Here is a 21,063-nt window from a genome sequence, read left to right as displayed (position 1 = left end):
CCGTGATCGCAGTTCCGACCGGAAACCGCTTCGGCCGCACCATCGGCCGTCCTCCGGGGCATCGGAACCCGACCGCCGGCGCCCCCGAGCGCTGGTGCAGTCGGTCGATTCTGTTGTGCCGCACGGTCTTCGCGCCTCGCGAACGCTGGACCGCCCCGGAGGTGTCGAGCCGGGCCCGGCACCTTGGTCCCTGATCCGCCGCGGTCGGGTTCCGATGCCCCGGAGGACGGCCGATGGTGCGGCCGAAGCGGTTTCCGGTCGGAACTGCGATCACGGCTCGATCTTGCCGAGATCTTATCTTCCGGCGTGATCAGCCTCTCGGGCGGGCCGGGTAACGCCGTGGCGTCCGCCGCATCCGCCGCTCAGGCGTCCCGGCGCCGCACCGCGAAGATCGCCGCGCCGAGCGAGACCACCGCGAACGCCGCGAAGTACGCCAGCGAGGCCCACGGCCCCAGCGGCACCGAGCTCGGGTCGTCGAAGGTCGTCAGGAAGCGGCTGCCGACGTTGAACGGCATCCACTGCACCAGGTCGGAACCGATGTTGGGGATGAGCGCGATGAGCGATTCGCCGAGCAGCACCCACACGATCAGCAGCGTCACCGCGCCCGCGGTCTGCCGCAGCAGCGTCCCGACACCGAGGGCGAGCACGGCGGTCACCGCGAACACCGGGCCGGCGCCCGCGACCTCGCGGATCCGGTCGGCGCTGTCCAGCGCCAGCTCGGGCCCGGGGGCGAGCAGCTGGGCGAGCCCCCAGGAACCGAAACCGGCCAGCTCGCCCAGCACGAAGCCGGTGACGCCGACGACGGCGGCCTTCGACAGCAGCACCGAGGCCCGGTCGGGCACGGCCTGGAACGTGGCGCGGATGGTGCCGAAGCGGTATTCGGTGGTGATCGCCAGCACGGCCATCACGAGCACGACCATCAGCCCGAACTGGTGGCCGGACATGGCCCCGCTGACGGAGAGTCCCTCGTCGGCGGAGGCGGCCATGGCACCGGTGAAGGCGATGGGCAGCCCGACGGCGAGCGCCGCGCACCACCAGGGCGACCGGGTGGAGAACAGCTTGGTGCGTTCCACGGCGAACAGCGTCATCGGGCGTCCCTCCCAGCGGTGGCGAGCGCGTCGCCGAAATCGGTCTGGTATTCCACGGCGTCCCCGGTGATCTGCATGAACGCCTCTTCGAGCGAGCCGCGCTGCGGGGACAGCTCGTGCAGCACGACGCCGTGCCTGGCGGCGATCTCGCCGACCCGGTCGCTCTCGGCGCCGGTGACGACGATCGTGTCGGGCGTCGTCGGGTCGGCGGGCTTCGTGAGGACGCCGTCGGCGGTGAGCAGGTCGCGCAGCCGCGCGGCCTGCGGGGAGCGGACGGTCAGCGAGGTGAGCCCGGCGCCCGCGACGAACTCGTCGGTGCTGCACTGGGCGATCAGCTCGCCCTTGCCGACCACGACGAGCTGCTCGGCGGTCAGCGACATCTCGGTGAGCAGGTGGCTGGAGACGAACACGGTGCGGCCCTCGTCGGCGAGCCTGCGCATGAAGCGGCGGATCCAGTGGATGCCTTCGGGGTCGAGCCCGTTGACCGGCTCGTCGAACAGCAGGATCTTCGGGTCGCCGAGCAGGGCGGCGGCGATGCCGAGCCGCTGCGACATGCCGAGGGAGAACCCGCCGGCGCGCTTGCCCGCGACCTCGCCGAGCCCGACCATGTCGAGGACCTCGTCGACGCGGCTGACCGGGATCCGGTTGGACCGGGCGAGCCAGCGCAGGTGGGCGTGCGCGGAACGGTTCGGGTGCACCCACTTGGCGTCGATGAGCGCGCCGACGGTGCGCAGCGGTTCGCGCAGCTCGCGGTACTGCTTGCCGTCGACGCGCACGGTGCCCGAGGTCGGCCGGTCCAGGCCGAGGATCATGCGCATCGTGGTGGACTTGCCCGCGCCGTTGGGGCCGAGGAAGCCGGTGACGGTGCCGGGTCGCGCGGTGAACGACAGGTCGTTGACCGCGACCTTCGATCCGTACCGCTTGGTGAGGCCTTCCGCCTCGATCATGGTGACCTCCGAGTGCTGGGCGCGCCTCGGCGGTGGTCCGGGCGCCGAGGTGAACTCTGCCCGGTGCGGCGGGTCCGGCACCTCGGTCGTCCGGCCACGGCGGCTGAGCCGTTCGGCCCGTTCCGGCAGGTGCTCGCGTAGTTCTTGCGTACTACCCGCGGGCCGTTCGACCAGCCGTCGCGCTCAGGGGAACCAGCGGGCGAGCGCGGCGACCACGCCGTCCTCGGTGACGGGTCCGGTGACCTCGGTGGCGGCGGCGCGCACCTCGTCCGGGGCCTGGCCCATCGCGACGCTGTGCGCGGCCCAGCGCAGCATCTGCACGTCGTTGGTGCCGTCACCGGCCGCGAAGGTGTCCTCGGTGGACACTCCGAGCTCGGTGCGCAGCTTCTCCAGCGCGGCGCCCTTGGTGACGCCGGCGGGCACCACCGTCACCCACGGTTCGTAGTGGTCGATGGTGGTGGTGCAGCCGGGGAGCTCGGCGTCGGCGAGCGCGTCGAAGACCTCCTGCGGCGCGTGGTCCTCCCAGTTCGCGATGAGCCGCGGCACGGGTGCCGAGACCAGTTCGTCGAGGGAGGCGAGCCGCTGCGGCCCGTGCAGCTGGTACTCGCGGAACGGGCTGGTGACGAGGCTGCCGGTGCCGACCTGCTCGACGGCGTAGGACGCCCCGGGCAGCAGCGGCGCGAGGCGCGCGTGCACCGGAGCGGGATCGAACGTCTCCACGGCCAGCGCGTCGCCGGTGGCGGCGTCGAGCAGCACCGCGCCGTTGGAGCACAGCGCGACCCCACCGGTGAGGCCGAGTTCGCGCAGCACCGGCACCGTGCCGAGCATGCTGCGCCCGGTGGCGATCACGACGTGCGCGCCCGCGGCCGCGGCGCGGCGGACCGCGTCCCGCACCGGTGGCGAGATGGTCTGCGAGTCGGGGTCGAGCAGCGTTCCGTCCACGTCGAGCGCGACGAGCCTGGGCTTCCATGCGGGATCGGGCACGCCGCCCAGGCTAGCCGTCCACCAGCGCGAACGGACCGACCCGGCGGACGGCCGCGCACCTCGCCCGGATCTCGCGCGGCGGGGCCGCGCAGGGCGGGGCCTCAGCGTTCGCCGAGGCGGACCAGGCCGGTCTCGTAGGCGACGATCACCGCCTGCACCCGGTCCCGGACGCCGAGCTTCGCCAGCACCCGGCCGACGTGGGTCTTCACGGTGGCTTCGGAGACGTGCAAGGTCGCGGCCAGCTCCTGGTTGTTGAGCCCCTTGCCCACCAGCGCCAGCACTTCGCGCTCCCGCTCGGTCAGCACGTCGAGCGCGGCGCGGTCCCGGGCGCCGGCGGTGGAGGTGTCCAGGAACCGCTCCAGCAGCCGCCGGGTGACGCTGGGCGCGACGACCGCGTCGCCGACCGCGACGGACCGCACCGCCGCCACCAGACCGCTCGGCTGGATGTCCTTGAGCAGGAATCCGCTCGCGCCACCGCGGAGCGCGGCCAGGGAGTACTCGTCCAGGTCGAACGTGGTGAGCACCAGGACCTTCGCGTCGCAGTCGGCGGTGATCAGCCGGGTCGCCTCGATGCCGTCCAGCACCGGCATCCGCACGTCCATCAGCACCACGTCCGGGTCGAGCCGCCGGGCGAGCCGCACGGCCTCAGCACCGTCCCCGGCATCGCCCACGACCTCGATGTCCTGGTGCGCGTCGAGCACCATGCGGAACCCCATGCGCATCAGTTCCTGGTCGTCGACGAGCAGCACCCGGATCATGGCCACCAACCCTAAGCGCCCGGAGGGCGCGGGGACCCGGTTCCCGGATGATCTCCGTGACAACCCTCGCGGGCCCTACCCGTCCGCGGCGACCGCGGGCGGCGCGCCGGACGGCGTCCCGTCGTGCCGGAGCCCGATGTGCCACAGGTCGCGCCAGAGCAGCTCCCACGGCCGCCGGGGCTCCGACACCACCCACACGGGAGTGCCCTCGTACAGCGACGGCAGGCCGGTGCGCACCGTGTCCGCCCGCCGCACGGAACCGAAGTGGCGCAGGAGGAAGTCCCGCCGTCCGCCCACGTAGATCGCGTTCCGGACGTGCTCGGCGGGCTTGCCGAACGCCCAGTACCCCCGGCTCGCGCTGTGGACCTCGGTGCGGCCGTAGTGGTGCACCGCGCTCGCCACCCAGTAGTCCTCGGCGATCACCGGTGCCGCGTGCTCGCGGGCGTTGCGCTCGACGATCGCGGTGAGCTCCGGCCAGCCCACGCTGCCGGTGCCCACCAGGTCGAACCGCGGGATCAGCGCGACCGGCAGCACCGGCAACGTCGCCACGACCGCGACCAGCGCGGAGACCGCGTACAACCGCGCGGAGAACCACCGCGCCCGGAGCTGCACGGCACCGACCGCGAACAGCAGCCCGTACGCGCCCGCCAAGTAGTACGGCCGCGATTCCGTCAGCGCCACCAGCACGGCCACCCCGAGGACCGTCCAGCCGAGGAAGCGGTACGGCCGCAGCTCCGGCGCGCGCAGCAACCGCCAGCAGCCGAAGCACACCAGCACTCCGCCGGGAATTCCCGCGCACAGCACCACGGCGGGCAGCAGGAGCACGCCGAAGGAGCTCTCCGCGGCGACGGCCTCGCCCATGCTCAGCTGCGGCCAGCCGTGGGTGGCCTGCCACCACAGCGTCGGCGCCGCGGTGAGCAGCGCGCCCGCCGCACCGGCCCACAGCAGCGGGCGGCGCAGCAACGACCGCGGCCCGGTGCACAGCAGCACCAGCCACAGCACCAGCCACAGCACCGGGATCAGCAGCTTGACCTGCATCGCCAGGGCCGTGCAGGCGCAGGCCGCGAGCAGCAGCCGGTCCTGCCGCACGCCCTGCTCGCGCAGCCGCACCCAGCGGACCAGCGGCCACAGCACCGCGGTCCACAGCACCGGGTCGAAGGAGACGGTGGCGAGCATGTGCCCGCCCCCCAGCGTCTGCCCGGCGACCGCCCAGGCCCCGCCCGCCAGCAGCTGCGCCCGGCGATCACCGCCGAGCTCCCGCGCGAGCAGGGCCGTTCCGCCGACCCCGGCGCCGGCCGCGCGCGCGGCGGGCAGCCGCAGCGCGAGCAGCGAACCGGCGAACGCGGTGTCGGCGAGCAGCGCGATCAGCGGCGCGAGCGGCGGCTGGTCGACGTAGCCCCAGTCCGGGTGGTGCCCGGCGGCGAGGAAGTACAGCTCGTCGGCGTAGATCCCGTAGCGGCCGCTGGTGAGCAGCAGCACCCCGGTCACGGCGGCGGCGATCAGCAGCAGCGGCCGGGTGGCGAGCGCGGGCAGCGCGGACGGCGCGGCGGCGGTACTCGGTGCGGGCGGGGGAACGAGGCGCGAACGCTCGTCGAGTGCGGGCGGCATGACCACTTCCCGGTTCGGGGCTCGGACCGGCCCAGACTCCGGCGCGGACCGCTGCGCGCGCGTCCGCCTGAGCGTTGAACCCGGCACCGCCGCACGTCCCACCGGGGTAGGACGTCAGGTCATCCCGGCGACGCAGGGCGCCCGGCCGGCGGCCTGGGGGATTCGTCGACGAGTGGCCGAATCCCCGGCGACGTGCCGACGGTCGGCCCGGTGGGACGTGCGGCGTTCGCGCCGGGACCGTCGATCAGTTCGGCGCAACCGCGTCGGAGCTCACCAGCGGCAGCACCGCGTGCACCCGCCAACCGCCCTCCGGCCGGGGTCCCGCGGTCAGCGCGCCGCCGTACAGCGCCGCCCGCTCGCGCATCCCGTCCAGTCCGTTCCCCTCGCCCGAGCCGGTTCCCGCGAGCGCGGCGGCCGAGGCCGACCCGTCGTCGCTGATCTCCAGCCCGACGGCGCGGCCGTCGTTGTCCACCCGCACGACCGCCGCTCCGCCGCCGTGCTTGAGCACGTTCGTCAGCGCCTCCTGCGCGATCCGGTACACGGCGAGGCCGAGCCCCGTCGGCAGGTCCTCGACGTCCCCGGAGAGTTCGAGCCGCACCGGCAGGTCCGGGTGCCGCACCCGGTCGACCAGTTCGCGCAGGCTCACCGACCCCGGCGGCGGGGGCCACGCCCCGCCCTCGGCCGGGTCGCGCAGCACCTCCAGCAGACCGCGCAGCTCGGCGAGCGCCGTCCGGCCCGTGTCGCCGATCGTGCGGGCCGCCCGCTCGGCGAGTTCGGGATCGGTGCGCAGCGCGTAGCTCGCCCCGTCGGCCTGCGCGATCATCACGCTGAGCGAGTGCGCGAGCACGTCGTGGATCTCGCGGGCGATGCGGTTGCGCTCCTCGGCGACGGCGAGGCGGGCGCGCCGGTCCCGCTCGGATTCCGCGCGCCGCAGCCGGTCCTCGACCTCCCGCAGGTGCGCGCGGCGGGCGGCGATGAACTCGCCGAGCGCCCAGAGCAATGCGGTGAGCAGCAGGTGGAACAGCGTCGCGCTGACCACCGCGAGCTCCGGCCACCCGGTCGGGAGCGGGCCGACGGCCACCAGTCCGGTCAGCACGACCAGGTTGAACGCCACGGCCAGCACGGCTCCGGCCCACCGGCGCCCGGACACGACCAGCCCGTACAGCACCAGGAACACCGCTACCTGCCCCGGGTTGACCAACGGCCGCAGCGCCAGGACCACGTGCGTCCCGACCGCCCCGGCGAGGACTCCGGCCGCGGCGAGCAACGGGGCGCGGCGGCGCAACGCGACCGGCGCGCAGGCGAGCAGTTCGAGGTACGGGGGCAGTTCGCGCGGCCACAGGCCGTACGCGTCGGGTTCGGAGATCAGGAAGGCGACGAACAGCAGCGCCGCCGTCCACCCGTCCACGGCCGTCGGATGCGCCCGCGCCCACGCGCTCCAGTTCCGCACCGGCCCAGCGTAGGCGCGGAGCACCGCCGGATCGTCATCCTCGCGGCGCGTTCCCGTCATACCGGGGTCGTAGTCGAGCCCCCACCGGGAGCGGGGTCCGCGGCCGGGTCAGCCGGTGCCCGCGCGGGGTTCCGCGTCGAAGTGCCCGCTGGCCCGGGCGCTGATCTCCTCCTGCAGCGCCTTCTCCCGCTGCTTGGTGCGCAGCCGGGCGAGCAGCCAGATCGTGATGCCGTGCGCCACCGCCAGCACCAGCAGCAGCACGCCGACCCGGGTGATCAGGGCGTGGAACGGATCGCCGCCGCCCATCCGGACGGTGGACAGCAGAGCCAGCACGCCGAGCGTCGCCAAGTGGAACAGCACCGTGATCAGCTGGTTCGCCGAGTCCGCGACCTTGCCGTCCGGGTAGACCGCGGCGAGGTACGTGGTGCCGCTGCGGCGCAGCAGCCACCCGTCGACGAACACCAGCACGGTGCCGATGACCAGGAATGCGAGGGTGTAGCCGGTTCCCACGGGTATCACCGAATTCCGCTGTCGAGTGCGTTGTGCGCATGTCCGTGCACTCGCCGGGTTCCCGGACAGATCGTCGGGCAAACCGATCTCGGCGCCGGGTCGTGGCAGGATGGCCGCGATCACGGGCCGCGTCCAAGGAGGCAGGGGTGACTTCGCCGGTCGAGCAGCAGCGCTGGGCGGGTCCGCTGTCGGCGTCGGTCGCGCGGATGTGCGCGGGGTTGCGCGGCCAGGTGTGCGAGCGCACCGCGGCCGGTTTCGACGAGGTGCTGCACCGGATGTCCGCCCCGTTGCAGGTGGCGGTGGCCGGCCGGATCAAATCGGGCAAGTCGACGCTGGTGAACGCGATGATCGGCAGGCGGGTGGCGCCGACCGACGTCGGCGAGTGCACCCGGCTGGTGACCCGCTTCCAGTACGGCACGGTGGACCGGGTCGAGGTGGTGTTCCACGACGGGTCGAAGCAGGCGGTGCCGTTCGACACCGACGGCGGCATCCCGGCGGAGCTGGGAGTCGAGCTGGACCGGGTCTCGCACCTGGAGGCGTACCTGACGAACGCGGTGCTGCGCGACCTGACGGTGATCGACACCCCGGGCCTGGGTTCGCTGGACGCCGCGTCGGTGGCGCGGACCGAACAGCTGCTGGGCGCCCGCGAGCCGGGTGCGGACGACCTGGACCCGGTGTCGCGCAGCGCCGTCGCGGGTGCCGAGGCCGTGCTGTACGTGGTGACGCAGGCGGTGCGCGCCGACGACCAGCAGGCGCTGGACGCGTTCACCGCGGCCACCGCGAGCCGGGACGCGGGCCCGGCGAACGCGATCGCCGTGCTGAACAAGGCGGACACCGTCGAACCGGACTCGGTGCCGGGTTCCGGCGGCGAGGTGTGGCGGGCGGCGGAGGCGCTGGCCGCGGAGCAGGCCGCGCTGCTCGGGCCGCGGGTCGCGGAGGTGCTGCCGGTGATCGGCCTGCTCGCGGAGACCGCGGAGACCGGCGGGTTCGGCTCCGCGGACGCGGAGGCGCTGCGGGCGCTGGCGCAGCTGGACGAGGCGGACCGGCTGACGATGCTCATGTCGGCGGACCTGTTCACCGGCTGGGAGTGCGCGGTCCCGGAGCGGGACCGGGAGCGGCTGCTGGAGCGGCTGGACCTGTACGGGGTGCGGCGGGCGCTCGCGGTGCTCGCGGACGATCCGGAGATCACGGCGGGGAAGCTGCGCCGGGTGCTGCTGGACTGCTCGGGGCTGGCCGGGGTGCGGACGCGACTGGACGAGGTGTTCCGTGCGCGCGCCGACGGGATCAAGGCGGCGGCCGCGCTGGCCTCGGTGACGGCGTTGGCGCAGGCATCCGGTGACCCGGGCGAGCGGCAGCGGGTGCACGACGCGATCGAGGTGCTGCTGAGCAGGCGGGAGGCGCACCAGCTGCGGGTGCTGGAGGCGTTGACGCTGGTGACCTCGGACGCGGTGCGGTTGCCGGAGGATCTGGCGGCGGAGGTGTTGCGGATCGGTGGCAGCGCGGATCCCGGCTCCCAGCTGGGGATGGCGGGACGGCCGCGGCACGAGCTCGTGCAGTTCGCGCTGGAGCGGGCGAGCTGGTGGCGGTCGTTCGCGTCGTTCGGCGCGACGCCCGCGCAGAGCCGCGTCGCGTTCGTGGTGCACCGGGCGTACTTCCTGATCTGGCAGCAGCTGCAGGCCGGTCAGGTGCCGGCGCCGGGCTGAACACCGGCGAGCGGCGAGCGGAGGGGACGCGGCGGTGCGGGACTGGCTTCGACGACGATCTTCACCTGATCGTGGAACCGAGCGGGCGACCACCGCGTCGGAACGGGGTGCGGAGGAACCCGCCGAACCGGACGCCGAGTTGGGGGCTGACATGACCGCCGTGCACATCGACCCGCTCGACCAGGCGCTGTCCGAACGCACCGAGCTGATCAGGCTGTGCCTGTACGCGCTCGACCGGGCTCGCAGCAGCGGCGTAGCCGAACGGCTGACCGAAGGGCTGGACGGGATCGGGGTGGTGCGGCTGCGCCCCGAGGGGCTGCCGTTCGACCCCTCCCGGCACGAGGCGGGCGGCACGGTGCCCACCGACGATCCCGCGTTGGACGGGATCGTCGCCGAGACCGAGGTCCCGGGCTTCGCCGACCGCGATCAGGTACTGCGCACCCCGGTCGTCACCGTGTACCAGTGGCGCCCGGGACCAGCGGCGAGCTGAACCGGAACTCCGCGGACCGGGAGATCTTGCGGGTCCGCTCGCGGTCGGGGGCGCGCTCGGCGAGGTCGGGCAGCACCGAGCTCACCGACATCAGCAGCAGGACGGCGAGCGCGAGGACGAGTCCGATGACGGTGCCGAGAGTGGTGAGTGCGGTGAACATGGTGTTCCTCCTTGCCGGTGACTTCGCCCCGCAGTTCGAGGTGACACCAGAATCGCTGGTCACCCCCCTCCGGCGGATCGGCCGTGCGGATCGGCCGCTCTAAGCCCTCCGGCCAAGGACGAGCCGGGGCGCCCGGCCGTTCGGTCGAGGCCTCCGGACCCGGTGCGCGGGCGAACGGTCCGCCCGCCCCGATCCGGGTGGTCGTCGGCGGTGCGCCGGGCCCCGCGAGCTGGTCGGGTCGGGTGGACCGCGCGGGAAGCGGACCGGGCGCGCGCCGGTGGGCGGTACATTCACGCCCGCGCCGCGGCCGATCCGGGCCGGCGGCCCGGCCCGCGCCCAACGCGGTGCCCGAACGCAGCGACGGGAGTGCGCATGACTTCGGCCGGTCCGGCGACGACCGGGGTGCCCGTGGCGGCCACCGCCTTGCCCCAGCAGGTCAAGCAGACCAGGGACCGGTTGTTCGCCCTGCTGCGGGAGGTCGACCCGGACGCCGCGGACTGGGCGGACCGGGTGCGGCGCTCCCGGCCGCTGGTGCCGAGCGTCGTCGTGGTCGGGGAGACGAACCGCGGCAAGAGTTCCTTGGTGAACGCGCTCGTCGACGCCCCCGGACTGTCCCCTGTGGACGCTTCGGTGGCGACGTCGACGTACCTGGAGTTCCGGCACGGCGAGCGGTGGCGCGGCCTCGCCTGCTACCCGGCCGACGCGGAACCGGTGGAGTTCGCGGTGGCCGAGCTGCCCGCCTGGGCGTCCGCGCGGACGACGCCGCCCGAAGGCGCGCTCCCGCCGCGGCACCTGCGGATCGAAGCACCGCTGGACGTGCTGGCCGCGCTGACCGTCGTGGACACCCCCGGAGTCGGCGGCCTCGACTCGGTGCACGGGGAGCTCGCCGCCGAAGCCGCCTCCGCCGCGACCGCGCTGCTGTTCGTCGCCGACGCCTCCGCCCCGTTCACCCGCGGCGAGCTGGACTTCCTGCACGGCGCGGCGGATCGGGTGGAGACCGTGGTGTTCGCGCTCGCCAAGACGGACCAGCACCGCGGCTGGCGCCGGGTGCTGGAGGAGAACCGCGCGCTGCTGGCCGAGCACGCGCCGCGGTTCGCGGACGTGCCGATCCACCCGGTGTCGGCGCGGCTGTGGGAACTCGCCGCGCAGGCGCCGAACGAGCAGGCCGCCACCATGCTGCGGGAGCGGTCCGGGGTGGCCGAGCTGCGCTCCGCGCTGGAGCAGCTCGTCGGCGGCCGGGCCGCGATGCTCGGCGAGGCCAACACGATGCGCGCGCTGTCCACCGTGCTCGGCGAGCTGGCGGTGCGGCTGGCCGCCGAGCAGCGCGCGCTCACCGTCGGCGAGGACGAGGCCGAATCGCTGCGCGCCCGCCGCGACGAGCTCAGCGCCTCCCGCCGCTCCTCCACCCGCGGCTGGCAGCTGAAGCTGCGCGGCGAGATCCAGCGCACCCGCGTCGAGGTCAGCCACGAGGTGACCCGGCAGATGCGGGAGGTGCAGAGCTGGTTCCGCCGCGCCATCGACACCGCCGAGCACGGCGCGCTCACCGCCCTGCCACACCAGGTGGACACCGCGCTGCAGATGGTGTCCTCGCGGGTGTCGGCGCTGCTGTCGGCGCGGCTGGCGAAGGTCGCCGAGGTGTCGCTGGCGGAGCTGTTCTCCGCGGAGGAGCTGGACGTGATCCGCTCCCAGTTCGCCCGCGGCGCGCAGTCGCCCATCGCGCTGCGGCCACCGGACAAGCGGGCGCCGACCGCCGAGGACAAGCTGCTGGTGTTCATGGGGATCTCCGGCGGCCTCGGGGTGGGCCGGGCGGCGGCGATGCCGCTGGCCGGGATCGGCGTGGGCGTGCTGAACCCGGTGGTGCTGCCGGTGACGATCGTGCTGGGGCTCGGCGCCGGGTGGTGGATGGCCCGCACCCGCAAGCACGCCGCGGACAAGCAGCACCTCAAGCAGTGGCTCACCGAGGCCATCGCGGACGCGCGCTCCGCCCTGGACCAGCTGGTGTCCGAGCAGCTCATCGAGGCGGAGCAGCAGCTGTCGCTGGCGCTGGACGACGCGCTGGGCAGGCGCATCGAATCGATCGAGGCGGAGCTGCGGGAGGTCGACAAGGCGCTGAAGATGGACGCCGCCGAGCGCAGCCGCCGGTTGCACACCGCCGAGCAGCGGCTCGCCGAGGCCCGCAGCGGCCGAGATCGCGCCGAGCACCTGCTCGGCGCGATCCGCGGGCTCCGCGACCGCGCCGAATGACGGATCAGGGCAGCAGCACCAGCTTCCCGCCCGGGTGGCCCTCGCTGAGGAGCCGGTGCGCCGCGGCGGCCTCGGCCAGCGGGAAGGTCCGCGCGATCGGCAGCTCCAGCCGCCCGGCGGCGGCCGCGGGCAGCAGCCGCTCCCACGCCGCCGCGACGACCTCGGTGCCCGGGCCCGCGTCGGGACCGCCGCCGACGAGCCGGATCCCGTCCGAGGCGCGGTGGAACGCGGCGGCGCTGACGACCCGGTCCGGGGCGACGAGCGCCAGCGAGACGTCGATCGCCTCGTCGGTGCCGACGGTGTCGATCACGCCGGCGACGCCGTCCGGCGCGGCCGCGCGCACCCGCTCCAGCAGACCGTCCCCGTAGGACACCGGCACGACGCCGAGGCCGCGCAGCCGCTCGTGCCGGGATTCGCCCGCGGTACCCACGACCCGCGCTCCCGCGGCGATCGCGAGCTGGGCGGCGAGCACGCCCACCGCACCGGATGCGCCGTGCACCAGCACGGTTCGGCCCGCGACGTCGCCGAGCAGCGACAGCTGGTGCACCGCGGTGCCGCCCGCGAGCAGCAGGCCGGACGCGACCTCCCAGGACAGCCCGGCGGGTTTCGGGACGACGGAGCTCGCGGGCACGTCCACCTCGCTCGCCGAGGCGCCGGGCGCGGGGTGCACGACCACCTCGTCGCCGACCGAGATCGGACCGGCCTTCCCGGTGGCCCCCTCGCCGACGGCGGTGACCACGCCGGCGAGCTCGTTGCCCACGGGCAGCGGCAACCTCGCCGGGTCGGAGCCGAACGCTCCGCTGTAGAGCTTGTGGTCGATCGGGTTCACCCCGATCGCGCGGGCCTCGACCACGACCCGGCCGGGACCGGGCGGGGCGACCTCGGCGTCGACGACGGACAGGACTTCCGGGCCACCGAACGCGGTGGCGACGATGCGAACAGCCATGTCCGCCGCAACACCGCCCGCACCGCCCGGATTCCCCACCGCCGCGCCGCATCCGGTGACGCGGGGGAACCGGACGGCTCTACGCTGCGTCGTAGCGCTGAGCCGAGGCCGAAGTGGGGGTCGAGATGTACATCGAGGAGACGGGTGCCGGGGACGGCGACATCAAGGTCACCGTCGAGGGCGTGGAGTACACCGCCGAGGCGAACTACGACCTCGACGGCGACGGCGTGGACGACGCGGTCACGATCCTGACCGAGGACGGCCACGTGGCCTACCTCGACGAGGACGCCGACGGCGCCGCCGAGGTGATGCAGACGGTGGACGCGGACGGCACCGTCGTCGGCCAGGCCCGCTACGACGCCGCCACCGGCGACTGGGTCGCCGAGCAGCCGGAGCAGCACCCCGGCGCGGCCGACCCGCGGCAGCGCGGCGGGGCACCCTTGGTCATCGACACCCCGGGCGGCGAGCAGCAGATCGGGCCGGCCACCGAGGACACCGACAACGACGGCCGCCCCGACACCGCGGTGGTCACCACGGAGCACGGGACGATGCTGGTGACCGACGTGGACGGCGACGGTTCCGCGGACCAGCTGGTGGAGATCGGGAACTCCGGCGAGGTCACCATCACCCACCACACCGGCGCCGGGGAGTGGACGGTCGTCGAGCAGGGCACCCTCGACCAGCACGGCCAGTACGTGCCCGCCCCGCACCCGGCGGCCGGTGCGACCGACGACGCGACCTGGACGTTCGGCGACCCGGAGCCGCCGGAGGCGCAGCAGGTCGCCCAGGAGCGGCCCACGACCTGCTCCGATTCGGACGCCGCCTGGAGCTGACGGTCCCGAGCGCTCGAATTCCTCCTATCCGGTGGAGTTCGGGCGCTGTTCGCATCCCGGATCGGCGCCGGAACGGCACGAGATGTCCGCCCGGCCGTCATCTCCCGTTCGCGGGGCTGTCCGCTTCGCCGGAAATCCTTGGTCATCCACGCGCGGGGGCGACTGAATTTTCGTCTAGACCTGTGCTTCACCGGGGTACTGAATCGATCCCCTTATCGTTCCTGTGAGAGAACCTACACAGCTGATCTCCATTGCGAGCGCCCGGCACCGTTAGCCTCGGTGCATCCCTTTCCAAGCTCCTCCCGTTCTGCGGGTGGGGCGAAGCATTCTCTGAACACGCCGGTGGCACCGCCGCCGCCGGACGAGCATTCCGGGCTGTGGCGCCCAGTCAGGAGACACGAAGCGATGACCGCCTTGACCATCCCAGGTCTCGACCAGGCACCCACCGACCACGCACGCCTGCTGTCGTGGGTGCGCGAGGTCGCCGAGCTGACCACGCCCGAGCGGGTGGTGTGGTGCGACGGCTCCCAGGAGGAATGGACGCGGCTGACCGACGAGCTGGTCGAGGCGGGCACCTTCACCCGGCTGGAGAAGAAGCCCAACTCGTTCTGGGCCGCCTCGGACCCGACGGACGTGGCGCGCGTCGAGGAGCGGACCTACATCTGCTCCCGGGAGCGCAAGGACGCGGGCGTCACCAACAACTGGATGCAGCCCGACGAGATGAAGGCGATCATGACCGAGCTCTACCGGGGCTCGATGCGCGGTCGCACCATGTACGTCATCCCGTTCTGCATGGGTCCGCTGGAGGCCGACGAGCCGAAGCTGGGCGTCGAGATCACCGACAGCGCCTACGTGGTGACCTCCATGCACATCATGACCCGGATGGGCGCGAAGGTCCTGGAGAAGCTGGGCAGCGACGGCGCGTTCGTACCCGCGCTGCACTCGGTGGGCGCCCCGCTGGAGCCCGGCGAGCAGGACGTCGCCTGGCCCTGCAACGACACGAAGTACATCACCCACTTCCCCGAGGAGCGGATGATCTGGAGCTTCGGCTCCGGCTACGGCGGCAACGCGCTGCTCGGCAAGAAGTGCTACTCGCTGCGGATCGCCTCCGCGATGGGCCGCGACGAGGGCTGGCTCGCCGAGCACATGCTGATCCTCAAACTCACCTCGCCGGAGGGCAAGGTCCACTACGTGGCCGCCGCGTTCCCGTCGTCGTGCGGCAAGACGAACCTGGCGATGCTGCAGCCGACCATCCCCGGTTGGAAGGCGGAGACGCTCGGCGACGACATCGCCTGGATGCGCTTCGGCGAGGACGGCAGGCTGTACGCGGTGAACCCGGAGGCCGGTTTCTTCGGCGTCGCCCCGGGCACCGACGAGAACACCAACCCGAACGCGATGCGCACCATCGAGCAGGGCAACACGCTGTTCACCAACGTGGCCCTCACCGATGACAAGGACATCTGGTGGGAGGGCATGGGCGAGGCGCCCGCGCACCTCACCGACTGGAAGCAGCGGGACTGGACGCCGGACTCGGACGAGAAGGCCGCGCACCCGAACTCCCGCTACTGCACGCCGATGTCGCAGTGCCCGATCCTCGCCGACGAGTGGGACGACCCGAACGGCGTGCCGATCTCGGCGATCCTGTTCGGCGGCCGCCGCAAGACGACGGTGCCGCTGGTGAACGAGGCGTTCGACTGGCAGCACGGCGTGTTCATGGGCGCCACCATGTCCTCGGAGACCACCGCCGCCGCCGCGGGCCAGGTCGGCGTGGTGCGCCGCGACCCGATGGCGATGCTGCCGTTCATCGGCTACAACGTCGGCGACTACTTCCAGCACTGGGTGAACATGGGCAAGTCGGCGGACGCGACGAAGCTGCCCCGGATCTTCTACGTGAACTGGTTCCGCCGCGACGAGTCCGGCAAGAAGATCGTGTGGCCGGGCTTCGGCGAGAACTCCCGCGTGCTCAAGTGGGTCGTGGACCGCATCGAGGGCAACGCGGCCGCCGAGGACACCGCGATCGGCCGGGTGCCGTCGGCCGACCAGATCGACCTGTCCGGCCTGGACACGCCGCGCGAGGACGTGGAGACCGCGCTGCACGTGGACGTGGAGGAGTGGAAGGCGGAGATCCCGCTGATCGAGGAGTGGTTCGCCACGATCGGTGCGGACCTGCCGAGCTCGGTGCAGGACGAGTTCGACGCCCTCAAGCAGCGCCTCGGCGTCGCCTGACCCGACACGACCCCGAGAAGGGGGGGGGGGGGGGGGGGGGGGCCCGGGGGGGGGGGGGGGGGCGGGGGGGGGGGGGGGGGGATTTGCGCGGGCCCGGGGCCCGCCCGGGGGAACGGCCCCCGGGGGGGGCCCGCCCCCGCCCGCCCCCCCCCCCCCCGGCGCCCCCCCCCGCCGCCCCCCCCCCGCCCCCGCCCGCCCCGCCCCCCCCCCCCCCCCCCCCCCCCCCCCCCCCCCTTCCGCATTTCCGGGAAGAAACCCGCAATTCCGCGGATTCATCGCGACCGCAGTCCGCGAAACCGGCGAATCGGTCCGGAACTTCCGAAAAATGGATCGACGGAACGGAACCCGCCGGGCACCCTGCACGTCCTAAGAACAACGGATCACGAGGGGAGGAGGTGTGTCATGGCGGGTGCGGCGCTGTTGCTGCTGGCGTTGATCGCGATCGTGATGGTCTTGCTCGCACCGGACCGGCACGACGACGCGGACGACCACGAGGTGCGGATTCCCGCGCCCCGGGCGGAAGGCGAGCTCGGCTCGGCTCGTCCGGGCGCGGTCGACGAGAAGGAACGGGCCTGATGGACGGTGTCCCGAGGAGCGGATCTGCGGGTGGACGAGCGGCGAGTGGAGATCATTCCCTCGCCGCTCGTGCCACTTCCGCTCCCGCACACGTCATTTGATCGCCCCGGTGAGCGTGAAAGCGCCGCCCAGCGATCGGGACACCAGCAGGTACAGCCCGATCACCGGAGCCGTGTAGAGGATCGAATAGGCGGCGAGCTGCCCGTAGGCGATCAGCCCGCCCTGGCCGAAGAACGCGAACACCCCCACCGAGGCCGGCTGCTTCGCCGCGTCCAGCAGCAGCACGAACGGCACGAAGAAGTTCCCCCAGGCGTTGATGAACGTGAAGATCCCGACCACGCCCATGCCGGGGACGATCAGCGGCAGCACCACCGAGCGCAGCGCCTGCATCGCCGAGGCCCCGTCCACCCAGGCCGCCTCCTCCAAGCTGATCGGCACGCCGTCCATGAAGTTCTTCGTCATCCAGATCGCCACCGGCAGCGAGGTCGCGGCCAGGAACAGCGTGGTGCCGAACATCGAATCGACCAGGTCCAGCCGGACGAACATGCTGTACACCGGCACCATCACCGCCGTGATCGGCAGCCCGGTCGCGAACAGCACGGTGTACAGGAACGGCCGCCGGAACCGGGACCGGTAGCGGGACAGCGGGTAGGCGCACAACACCGCCGCCAGCACCGAGATCAGCGCCGCGCCACCGGACAGCAGCAATCCGTTCCACAGTGGACGGATCGTGGTCTCCCAGTCCAGCACCTGCTCGAAGTTCTCCAGCGTGAACCGCTGGGGCACCGCCGCCGACAGCGGCGCCTCCGCGTCGAACGCGGCGGTGAGCAGCCACAGCAGCGGCGCCAGGAACAGCAGCGCGATCACCCCGAGCAGCGAGCCGACCAGCGCCGACTCGCCCCGGCGGCTCACACCTCCTCCCGCAGCGTGCGGGCGTAGACCACGGCGAACAGCGCGCCGACCGCCAGCAGCACCAGCGAGATCGTGGCGCCGTAGCCGATCTCGTCCAGCTCGAAGGCCTCGTCGTACATCAGCAGCGGCAAGGTCTGCGTCGCATCCCCCGGACCGCCCGCGGTGAGCACGTAGATCAGCGTGAACACCCCCAGCGTCTGCAAGGTCACCAGCATCAGGTTCGTCAGCACCGAACGGCGGATCACCGGCAACGTCACGTGCCGGAAGCGGCGCAGCGCCCCCGCCCCGTCCACCTCGGCGGCCTCGGTGAGCTCGGTCGGCACCTCGGACAGCGCCGCCTGGTACACCAGCATCGAGAACGCGGTGCCGCGCCAGGCGTTGCCCAGCACGATCGCCAGCAGCGGCGCGCTGAACAGCCAGTCCTGGCTCAACCCGACCGCGCCGAGCAGCGCGTTCAACGTGCCCTCCGGGTTCAGGAACGCGTACAGCGCGAACGCGGCCACCAGCTCCGGCAGCACCCAGGCGGACACCACCGAGACGCCGACCGCGTTGCGCAGCAGCCGGTTCCGGTGCCGGGTCAGCACCGCGATGAGCAGCCCGAGCCCGTTCTGCCCGATCACCGCCGAACCGACGGTGAACACCACCGTCAGCCACGCCGAGTGCCACAGCGCCGGATCGGCGAACAGGCGGCGGAAGTTCTCCAGGCCGACGAACTCCGGGGAGGTCGCCGCCGCCCCGGTCAGCGCCGCGTTCGTGAACGAGACGTAACCGCTCCACAGGATCGGGCCCGCCACGAACAGGCCGAGCAGCAGCACCGCGGGCGCCATCGGCAGCAACCACCGCGACAGCACGGCGCCGCGCATCAGCCGCCCCGGGTCTCGTCCGGGCCGGCGATGCGCCGCACCTGCTCGGTCCACCGCTGGGACACCTGCTCCGGGTCCGCGCCGCCCGCGACGTCGAGCACCGATTGCTGGATCTCCTCGGAGATCTTCGGGTACTCCGGCAGCGTCGGGCGGTAGTGCGTGCCCTCCAGCAGCCCGAGCCAGAACCCGGCCAGCGGGTTCGCCGCGGTGAGCCGCGGATCGGCCGCCGAGTCCTCCCGGGACGGCAGGTTCCCGGAGGACAGCGCGTACTCGGTGACGTTGTCCCGGCTCAACGCGATCGTGAGGAACTCGAAGGCGTCGTCCTGCTTGCCGCCGGAAGCGCTCATCGCCAGCGTCCAGCCACCGGACGTCGACACGGTGCCACCGCCGTCCCGCGTCGGCATCGGCGCGGCGGACATCGTCTCCGCCCAGTCCCGCCAGCCCGCGGATTCCCACTGCCCGGAGGCGAAGCTGCCGTCCAGCCGCATCGCGACCTTCCCCTGCCGGGTGAGGTCGTCGCGGAGCTTCTTGTCGTACTGGGCGTCGGCGATCTGCGCGCGGCTCTGGGTGAGCCCTTCGCCGACGGCGGTGGACAGGAAGCGCATCGCCTCGGTGAAGCCCGCGTTCGGCGCGATCCACCTGCCGTCGTGCAGCGAACCGGTCTCGGTGCCGTGCAGCAGCATCAGCACCGTCTGCATGGTCACCGCTTCGCCTTCCGCCTTGCCCATCGGCAGGTCCAGGCCGATCACGTCGGGGAACCGCTGCTTCACCCGGCGGGCGGCGGCGAGCACGTCGTCCCAGCCGTCCGGTTCCCAGTCGGCGGGCAGTCCCGCGCGGGCGAACAGGTCGCGGTTGAACCAGATGCCGCGGGTGTCGGTGTCCAGCGGGATGCCGTAGGTGCGGCCGTCGGTGGCGCGCCCGGCCTGCTTGGTGGTGTCGATGAAGTGGTCCCAGTCCGCCCAGTCCGCGAGCCGCTCGTCCAGCGGCGCCAGGTAGCCGGCGGCCACGTCGGAGTTGACGGTGAAGCTGTCCTCGTAGAGCACGTCCGGTGCGGTCTTCGCGGAGCGCATCCGCAGCTGCAGCTTCGACAGGTACTCGCCCTCGGGCGCCACCACCGGGTCCAGCGAGACGTGCTTGCCCGGGTTCGCCTGCTCGTACTGCTGCTTGACCCGCTGCATCAACGCGTCGACCTGCGTGGAGTTCCCGTAGCGGTGGTAGGCCACGCTGATCGTGTCCGGGTCGTCGGCCGTCCCGCCGCCGCAGCCGGTGGCTGCCAGCACTGCGGCGATCAGGACCAGGGGTAATCGTCGGCGAGGCATCGATCCTCCCGGTGCGGGACTCGTCCCGGTAGCCGTCGCGGCCGCCCCGGTCGGGGACCGGCCGGTCTTCGATGAGCTGCGCGATCACCTGACCCGCTCGGCGCTTGCGCCCGATGTGAGATCAGGATCACACTGCACCGTAATTCCATTCGATGAAGCAAGTCAACGACACGAGCGCCTCGGGAGCCCCCGCATGCGGCAGGAGTTCTGGCAGGGCACCAACCTCCCCAGGGTGGGCGGGTTCAACCGCGCGGTCGTGCTGGACGCGATCCGCGCGAACGGCGGCGTGAGCCGCGTCGAACTCGCCCGCAGGACCGGGCTCACCGCGCAGACCATGTCGAACATCGTGCGGGCGCTGATGGCCGACGGGCTCGTCACCGAGGACGGGCACGCGCCCTCCACCGGCGGCAAGCGGCGGGTGATGCTGCGGGTCGTGCCGGACGCCTACCAGTCGGTGGGCCTGCACCTGGATCCGGAGCGGATCACCGGGGTGCTGCTGGACCTGGACGGGCGGGTGCGGGCGCGCAGCACGCGGCGCGTCGCCGCGGGCGCCTCCCCGGACGCCGTCGTCGGCGCGCTCGCCCGCACCGTCGGGCACCTGGTGCGGCGCTCCACGGCCGCATCCACCGAGGACGGGGAGGTCGAGGGCGGCCGGGTGCTCGGCGTGGGTCTCGCCGTGCCGGGTCCGGTGGACGACGCCCACCGCCGGGTGTTCAGCCCGCCGAACCTGCCCGGCTGGCCCGAAGTCCCGCTCGCCGACCTGGTGGAGGAGCGCGCCGGGCTGCCGGTGGTGATGGACAACGACGCGACCGCCGCGGCCATCGGCGAGCGGTGGTCGGGCGGCGCGGAGCGGTCCGGCTCGTTCGTCTACGTCTACCTGGGGTCCGGGGTCGGGCTGGGCGTGGTGCTCGGCGACCAGGTGTACCGGGGGCTCAGCGGGAACGCGGGCGAGGTCGGGCACCTGCCCACCGGCACCGGCAAGGAGTGCGCGTGCGGCAAGCGCGGCTGCCTGGAGGCCTACTGCTCGATGCGGGCCGTCGTCGCCGAGTGGACCGCCGCGGGCGGCGCCGCCGGCGGCGCCGCGCTCTCCGACGCCTACCAGCGGATCTGCCGGGACGCGGCGCGCGGCGACGTGGCCGCCGCCCGGTTGCTGCGGCAGGCCGCGAGCAGGCTGGGGCAGGCGCTGGCGACCGTGGTGAGCGTGCTGGACGTGGACCGGGTCGTGCTCGGCGGGCCCGCGCTGCGGCACGGCGGGGAGATCATCCGGGAGCGGGTGCGCAGGCAGCTGCTGGGCCAGGTGCGGGCGGCACGAGCCCGCCCGGTGGAGGTGCACTCGGCGCTGATCGGGGAGGACGCGGGCGCGGTCGGCGAGGGACACGACGTGTGCGCCGCACCGCAGGACAAGTACCTGGAGGGCGTGCTGCCGACCTCGGTGGCCGCGCCGCT

19 protein-coding genes are annotated in these 21,063 nt (G+C 73.3%); 7 read left to right on the top strand and 12 right to left on the bottom strand.

The window, feature by feature from the left end; translation table 11 throughout:
- Nucleotides 1-362 precede the first annotated feature (362 nt).
- The 7 genes from LCD31_RS23415 to LCD31_RS23385 form a co-directional block, all read right to left on the bottom strand.
- Nucleotides 363-1,088 carry a hypothetical protein gene (locus tag LCD31_RS23415; RefSeq protein ID WP_224961306.1) on the bottom strand — a complete coding sequence of 242 codons (726 nt, stop codon included), beginning with the start codon at nt 1,086-1,088 and terminating at the stop codon, nt 363-365.
- Entirely contained in the window at nt 1,085-2,035 is a 951-nt protein-coding gene (locus LCD31_RS23410) for an ABC transporter ATP-binding protein (RefSeq protein WP_224961304.1), read from the bottom strand. The genes LCD31_RS23415 and LCD31_RS23410 overlap by 4 nt, the downstream gene beginning before the upstream one ends.
- 183 nt (nt 2,036-2,218) lie before the next feature.
- Nucleotides 2,219-3,019 carry an HAD family hydrolase gene (locus tag LCD31_RS23405; protein WP_224961302.1) on the bottom strand — a complete coding sequence of 267 codons (801 nt, stop codon included), beginning with the start codon at nt 3,017-3,019 and terminating at the stop codon, nt 2,219-2,221.
- 101 nt (nt 3,020-3,120) lie between these two features.
- Nucleotides 3,121-3,777, bottom strand: a complete 657-nt coding sequence (locus tag LCD31_RS23400; RefSeq protein WP_224961300.1) for a response regulator transcription factor — start codon at nt 3,775-3,777, stop codon at nt 3,121-3,123.
- Between the two features lie 75 nt (nt 3,778-3,852).
- Nucleotides 3,853-5,385 carry a glycosyltransferase family 39 protein gene (locus LCD31_RS23395; RefSeq protein WP_224961298.1) on the bottom strand — a complete coding sequence of 511 codons (1,533 nt, stop codon included), beginning with the start codon at nt 5,383-5,385 and terminating at the stop codon, nt 3,853-3,855.
- 244 nt (nt 5,386-5,629) lie between these two features.
- On the bottom strand, nt 5,630-6,835 hold the full coding sequence (locus tag LCD31_RS23390) for a histidine kinase (protein WP_224961297.1): 1,206 nt from the start codon (nt 6,833-6,835) through the stop codon (nt 5,630-5,632).
- 108 nt (nt 6,836-6,943) lie between these two features.
- A complete protein-coding gene (locus LCD31_RS23385) occupies nt 6,944-7,354 on the bottom strand; it encodes a hypothetical protein (RefSeq protein WP_224961295.1) in 411 nt (136 codons plus the stop codon).
- Between the two features lie 197 nt (nt 7,355-7,551).
- Here LCD31_RS23385 and LCD31_RS23380 point away from each other — a divergent pair, with 197 nt between their 5' ends.
- Together LCD31_RS23380 and LCD31_RS23375 are read left to right on the top strand one after the other, a co-directional pair.
- On the top strand, nt 7,552-9,048 hold the full coding sequence (locus tag LCD31_RS23380) for a dynamin family protein (RefSeq protein WP_224961307.1): 1,497 nt from the start codon (nt 7,552-7,554) through the stop codon (nt 9,046-9,048).
- 151 nt (nt 9,049-9,199) lie between these two features.
- Nucleotides 9,200-9,538: a nucleotide exchange factor GrpE gene (locus tag LCD31_RS23375; RefSeq protein WP_224961293.1), complete on the top strand. Its 339-nt coding sequence runs from the start codon at nt 9,200-9,202 to the stop codon at nt 9,536-9,538.
- On the opposite strand, the gene LCD31_RS23370 is transcribed toward LCD31_RS23375, so the two are convergent.
- Entirely contained in the window at nt 9,498-9,698 is a 201-nt protein-coding gene (locus tag LCD31_RS23370) for a hypothetical protein (protein WP_224961291.1), read from the bottom strand. The two genes, LCD31_RS23375 and LCD31_RS23370, sit on opposite strands and share 41 nt — an antisense overlap.
- Nucleotides 9,699-10,070: 372 nt before the next feature.
- On the opposite strand from LCD31_RS23370, the gene LCD31_RS23365 reads away from it, so the two are divergent.
- Complete coding sequence (locus tag LCD31_RS23365) at nt 10,071-11,942, top strand: dynamin family protein (RefSeq protein ID WP_224961289.1); 1,872 nt, start codon at nt 10,071-10,073, stop codon at nt 11,940-11,942.
- 4 nt (nt 11,943-11,946) lie between these two features.
- On the opposite strand, the gene LCD31_RS23360 is transcribed toward LCD31_RS23365, so the two are convergent.
- Nucleotides 11,947-12,888 carry an NADP-dependent oxidoreductase gene (locus tag LCD31_RS23360; protein WP_224961287.1) on the bottom strand — a complete coding sequence of 314 codons (942 nt, stop codon included), beginning with the start codon at nt 12,886-12,888 and terminating at the stop codon, nt 11,947-11,949.
- Between the two features lie 125 nt (nt 12,889-13,013).
- On the opposite strand from LCD31_RS23360, the gene LCD31_RS23355 reads away from it, so the two are divergent.
- The 3 genes from LCD31_RS23355 (at nt 13,014) to LCD31_RS23345 (ending at nt 16,523) form a co-directional block, all read left to right on the top strand.
- Entirely contained in the window at nt 13,014-13,721 is a 708-nt protein-coding gene (locus LCD31_RS23355; RefSeq protein WP_224961285.1) for a DUF6802 family protein, read from the top strand.
- Nucleotides 13,722-14,126: 405 nt separating this feature from the next.
- On the top strand, nt 14,127-15,947 hold the full coding sequence (locus LCD31_RS23350; protein WP_224961283.1) for a phosphoenolpyruvate carboxykinase (GTP): 1,821 nt from the start codon (nt 14,127-14,129) through the stop codon (nt 15,945-15,947).
- Between the two features lie 402 nt (nt 15,948-16,349).
- Nucleotides 16,350-16,523: a hypothetical protein gene (locus tag LCD31_RS23345; RefSeq protein WP_224961281.1), complete on the top strand. Its 174-nt coding sequence runs from the start codon at nt 16,350-16,352 to the stop codon at nt 16,521-16,523.
- A 93-nt stretch (nt 16,524-16,616) separates the two neighbouring features.
- Here LCD31_RS23345 and LCD31_RS23340 read toward each other — a convergent pair whose 3' ends face one another.
- From LCD31_RS23340 to LCD31_RS23330, 3 genes are read right to left on the bottom strand one after another with little or no spacing between them, the layout of a single operon-like run.
- The gene (locus LCD31_RS23340; RefSeq protein WP_224961279.1) at nt 16,617-17,435 is read right to left on the bottom strand and encodes a carbohydrate ABC transporter permease; all 819 of its coding nucleotides are present in this window, start codon (nt 17,433-17,435) and stop codon (nt 16,617-16,619) included.
- A complete protein-coding gene (locus tag LCD31_RS23335; RefSeq protein ID WP_224961277.1) occupies nt 17,432-18,298 on the bottom strand; it encodes a carbohydrate ABC transporter permease in 867 nt (288 codons plus the stop codon). Before LCD31_RS23335 ends, LCD31_RS23340 begins: the two co-directional genes overlap by 4 nt.
- A complete protein-coding gene (locus LCD31_RS23330; RefSeq protein WP_224961275.1) occupies nt 18,298-19,617 on the bottom strand; it encodes an extracellular solute-binding protein in 1,320 nt (439 codons plus the stop codon). Before LCD31_RS23330 ends, LCD31_RS23335 begins: the two co-directional genes overlap by 1 nt.
- Before the next feature lie 193 nt (nt 19,618-19,810).
- On the opposite strand from LCD31_RS23330, the gene LCD31_RS23325 reads away from it, so the two are divergent.
- On the top strand, nt 19,811-21,063 hold a 1,253-nt coding region (locus tag LCD31_RS23325), incomplete at its 3' end, for an ROK family transcriptional regulator (protein ID WP_224961273.1).

The sequence above is a fragment of the Saccharopolyspora sp. 6M genome (genome assembly GCF_020176775.1).
Taxonomy (GTDB): domain Bacteria; phylum Actinomycetota; class Actinomycetes; order Mycobacteriales; family Pseudonocardiaceae; genus Saccharopolyspora_C; species Saccharopolyspora_C gregorii.
Note: the sequence above shows the minus strand (reverse complement) of the source record. Positions and strands in the feature narration are given on the sequence as shown.

Excerpts from the sequence above, each read along its gene's own strand:
- LCD31_RS23380 (WP_224961307.1), top strand. The coding sequence starts at position 7,552 with ATGTGCGCGGGGTTGCGCGGCCAGGTGTGCGAGCGCACCGCGGCCGGT.
- LCD31_RS23330 (WP_224961275.1), bottom strand. The coding sequence starts at position 19,617 with ATGCCTCGCCGACGATTACCCCTGGTCCTGATCGCCGCAGTGCTGGCA.
- LCD31_RS23415 (WP_224961306.1), bottom strand. The coding sequence starts at position 1,088 with ATGACGCTGTTCGCCGTGGAACGCACCAAGCTGTTCTCCACCCGGTCG.
- LCD31_RS23355 (WP_224961285.1), top strand. The coding sequence starts at position 13,014 with ATGTACATCGAGGAGACGGGTGCCGGGGACGGCGACATCAAGGTCACC.
- LCD31_RS23410 (WP_224961304.1), bottom strand. The coding sequence starts at position 2,035 with ATGATCGAGGCGGAAGGCCTCACCAAGCGGTACGGATCGAAGGTCGCG.
- LCD31_RS23350 (WP_224961283.1), top strand. The coding sequence starts at position 14,127 with ATGACCGCCTTGACCATCCCAGGTCTCGACCAGGCACCCACCGACCAC.
- LCD31_RS23345 (WP_224961281.1), top strand. The coding sequence starts at position 16,350 with ATGGCGGGTGCGGCGCTGTTGCTGCTGGCGTTGATCGCGATCGTGATG.
- LCD31_RS23400 (WP_224961300.1), bottom strand. The coding sequence starts at position 3,777 with ATGATCCGGGTGCTGCTCGTCGACGACCAGGAACTGATGCGCATGGGG.
- LCD31_RS23365 (WP_224961289.1), top strand. The coding sequence starts at position 10,071 with ATGACTTCGGCCGGTCCGGCGACGACCGGGGTGCCCGTGGCGGCCACC.
- LCD31_RS23375 (WP_224961293.1), top strand. The coding sequence starts at position 9,200 with ATGACCGCCGTGCACATCGACCCGCTCGACCAGGCGCTGTCCGAACGC.
- LCD31_RS23335 (WP_224961277.1), bottom strand. The coding sequence starts at position 18,298 with ATGCGCGGCGCCGTGCTGTCGCGGTGGTTGCTGCCGATGGCGCCCGCG.
- LCD31_RS23370 (WP_224961291.1), bottom strand. The coding sequence starts at position 9,698 with ATGTTCACCGCACTCACCACTCTCGGCACCGTCATCGGACTCGTCCTC.
- LCD31_RS23395 (WP_224961298.1), bottom strand. The coding sequence starts at position 5,385 with ATGCCGCCCGCACTCGACGAGCGTTCGCGCCTCGTTCCCCCGCCCGCA.
- LCD31_RS23360 (WP_224961287.1), bottom strand. The coding sequence starts at position 12,888 with ATGGCTGTTCGCATCGTCGCCACCGCGTTCGGTGGCCCGGAAGTCCTG.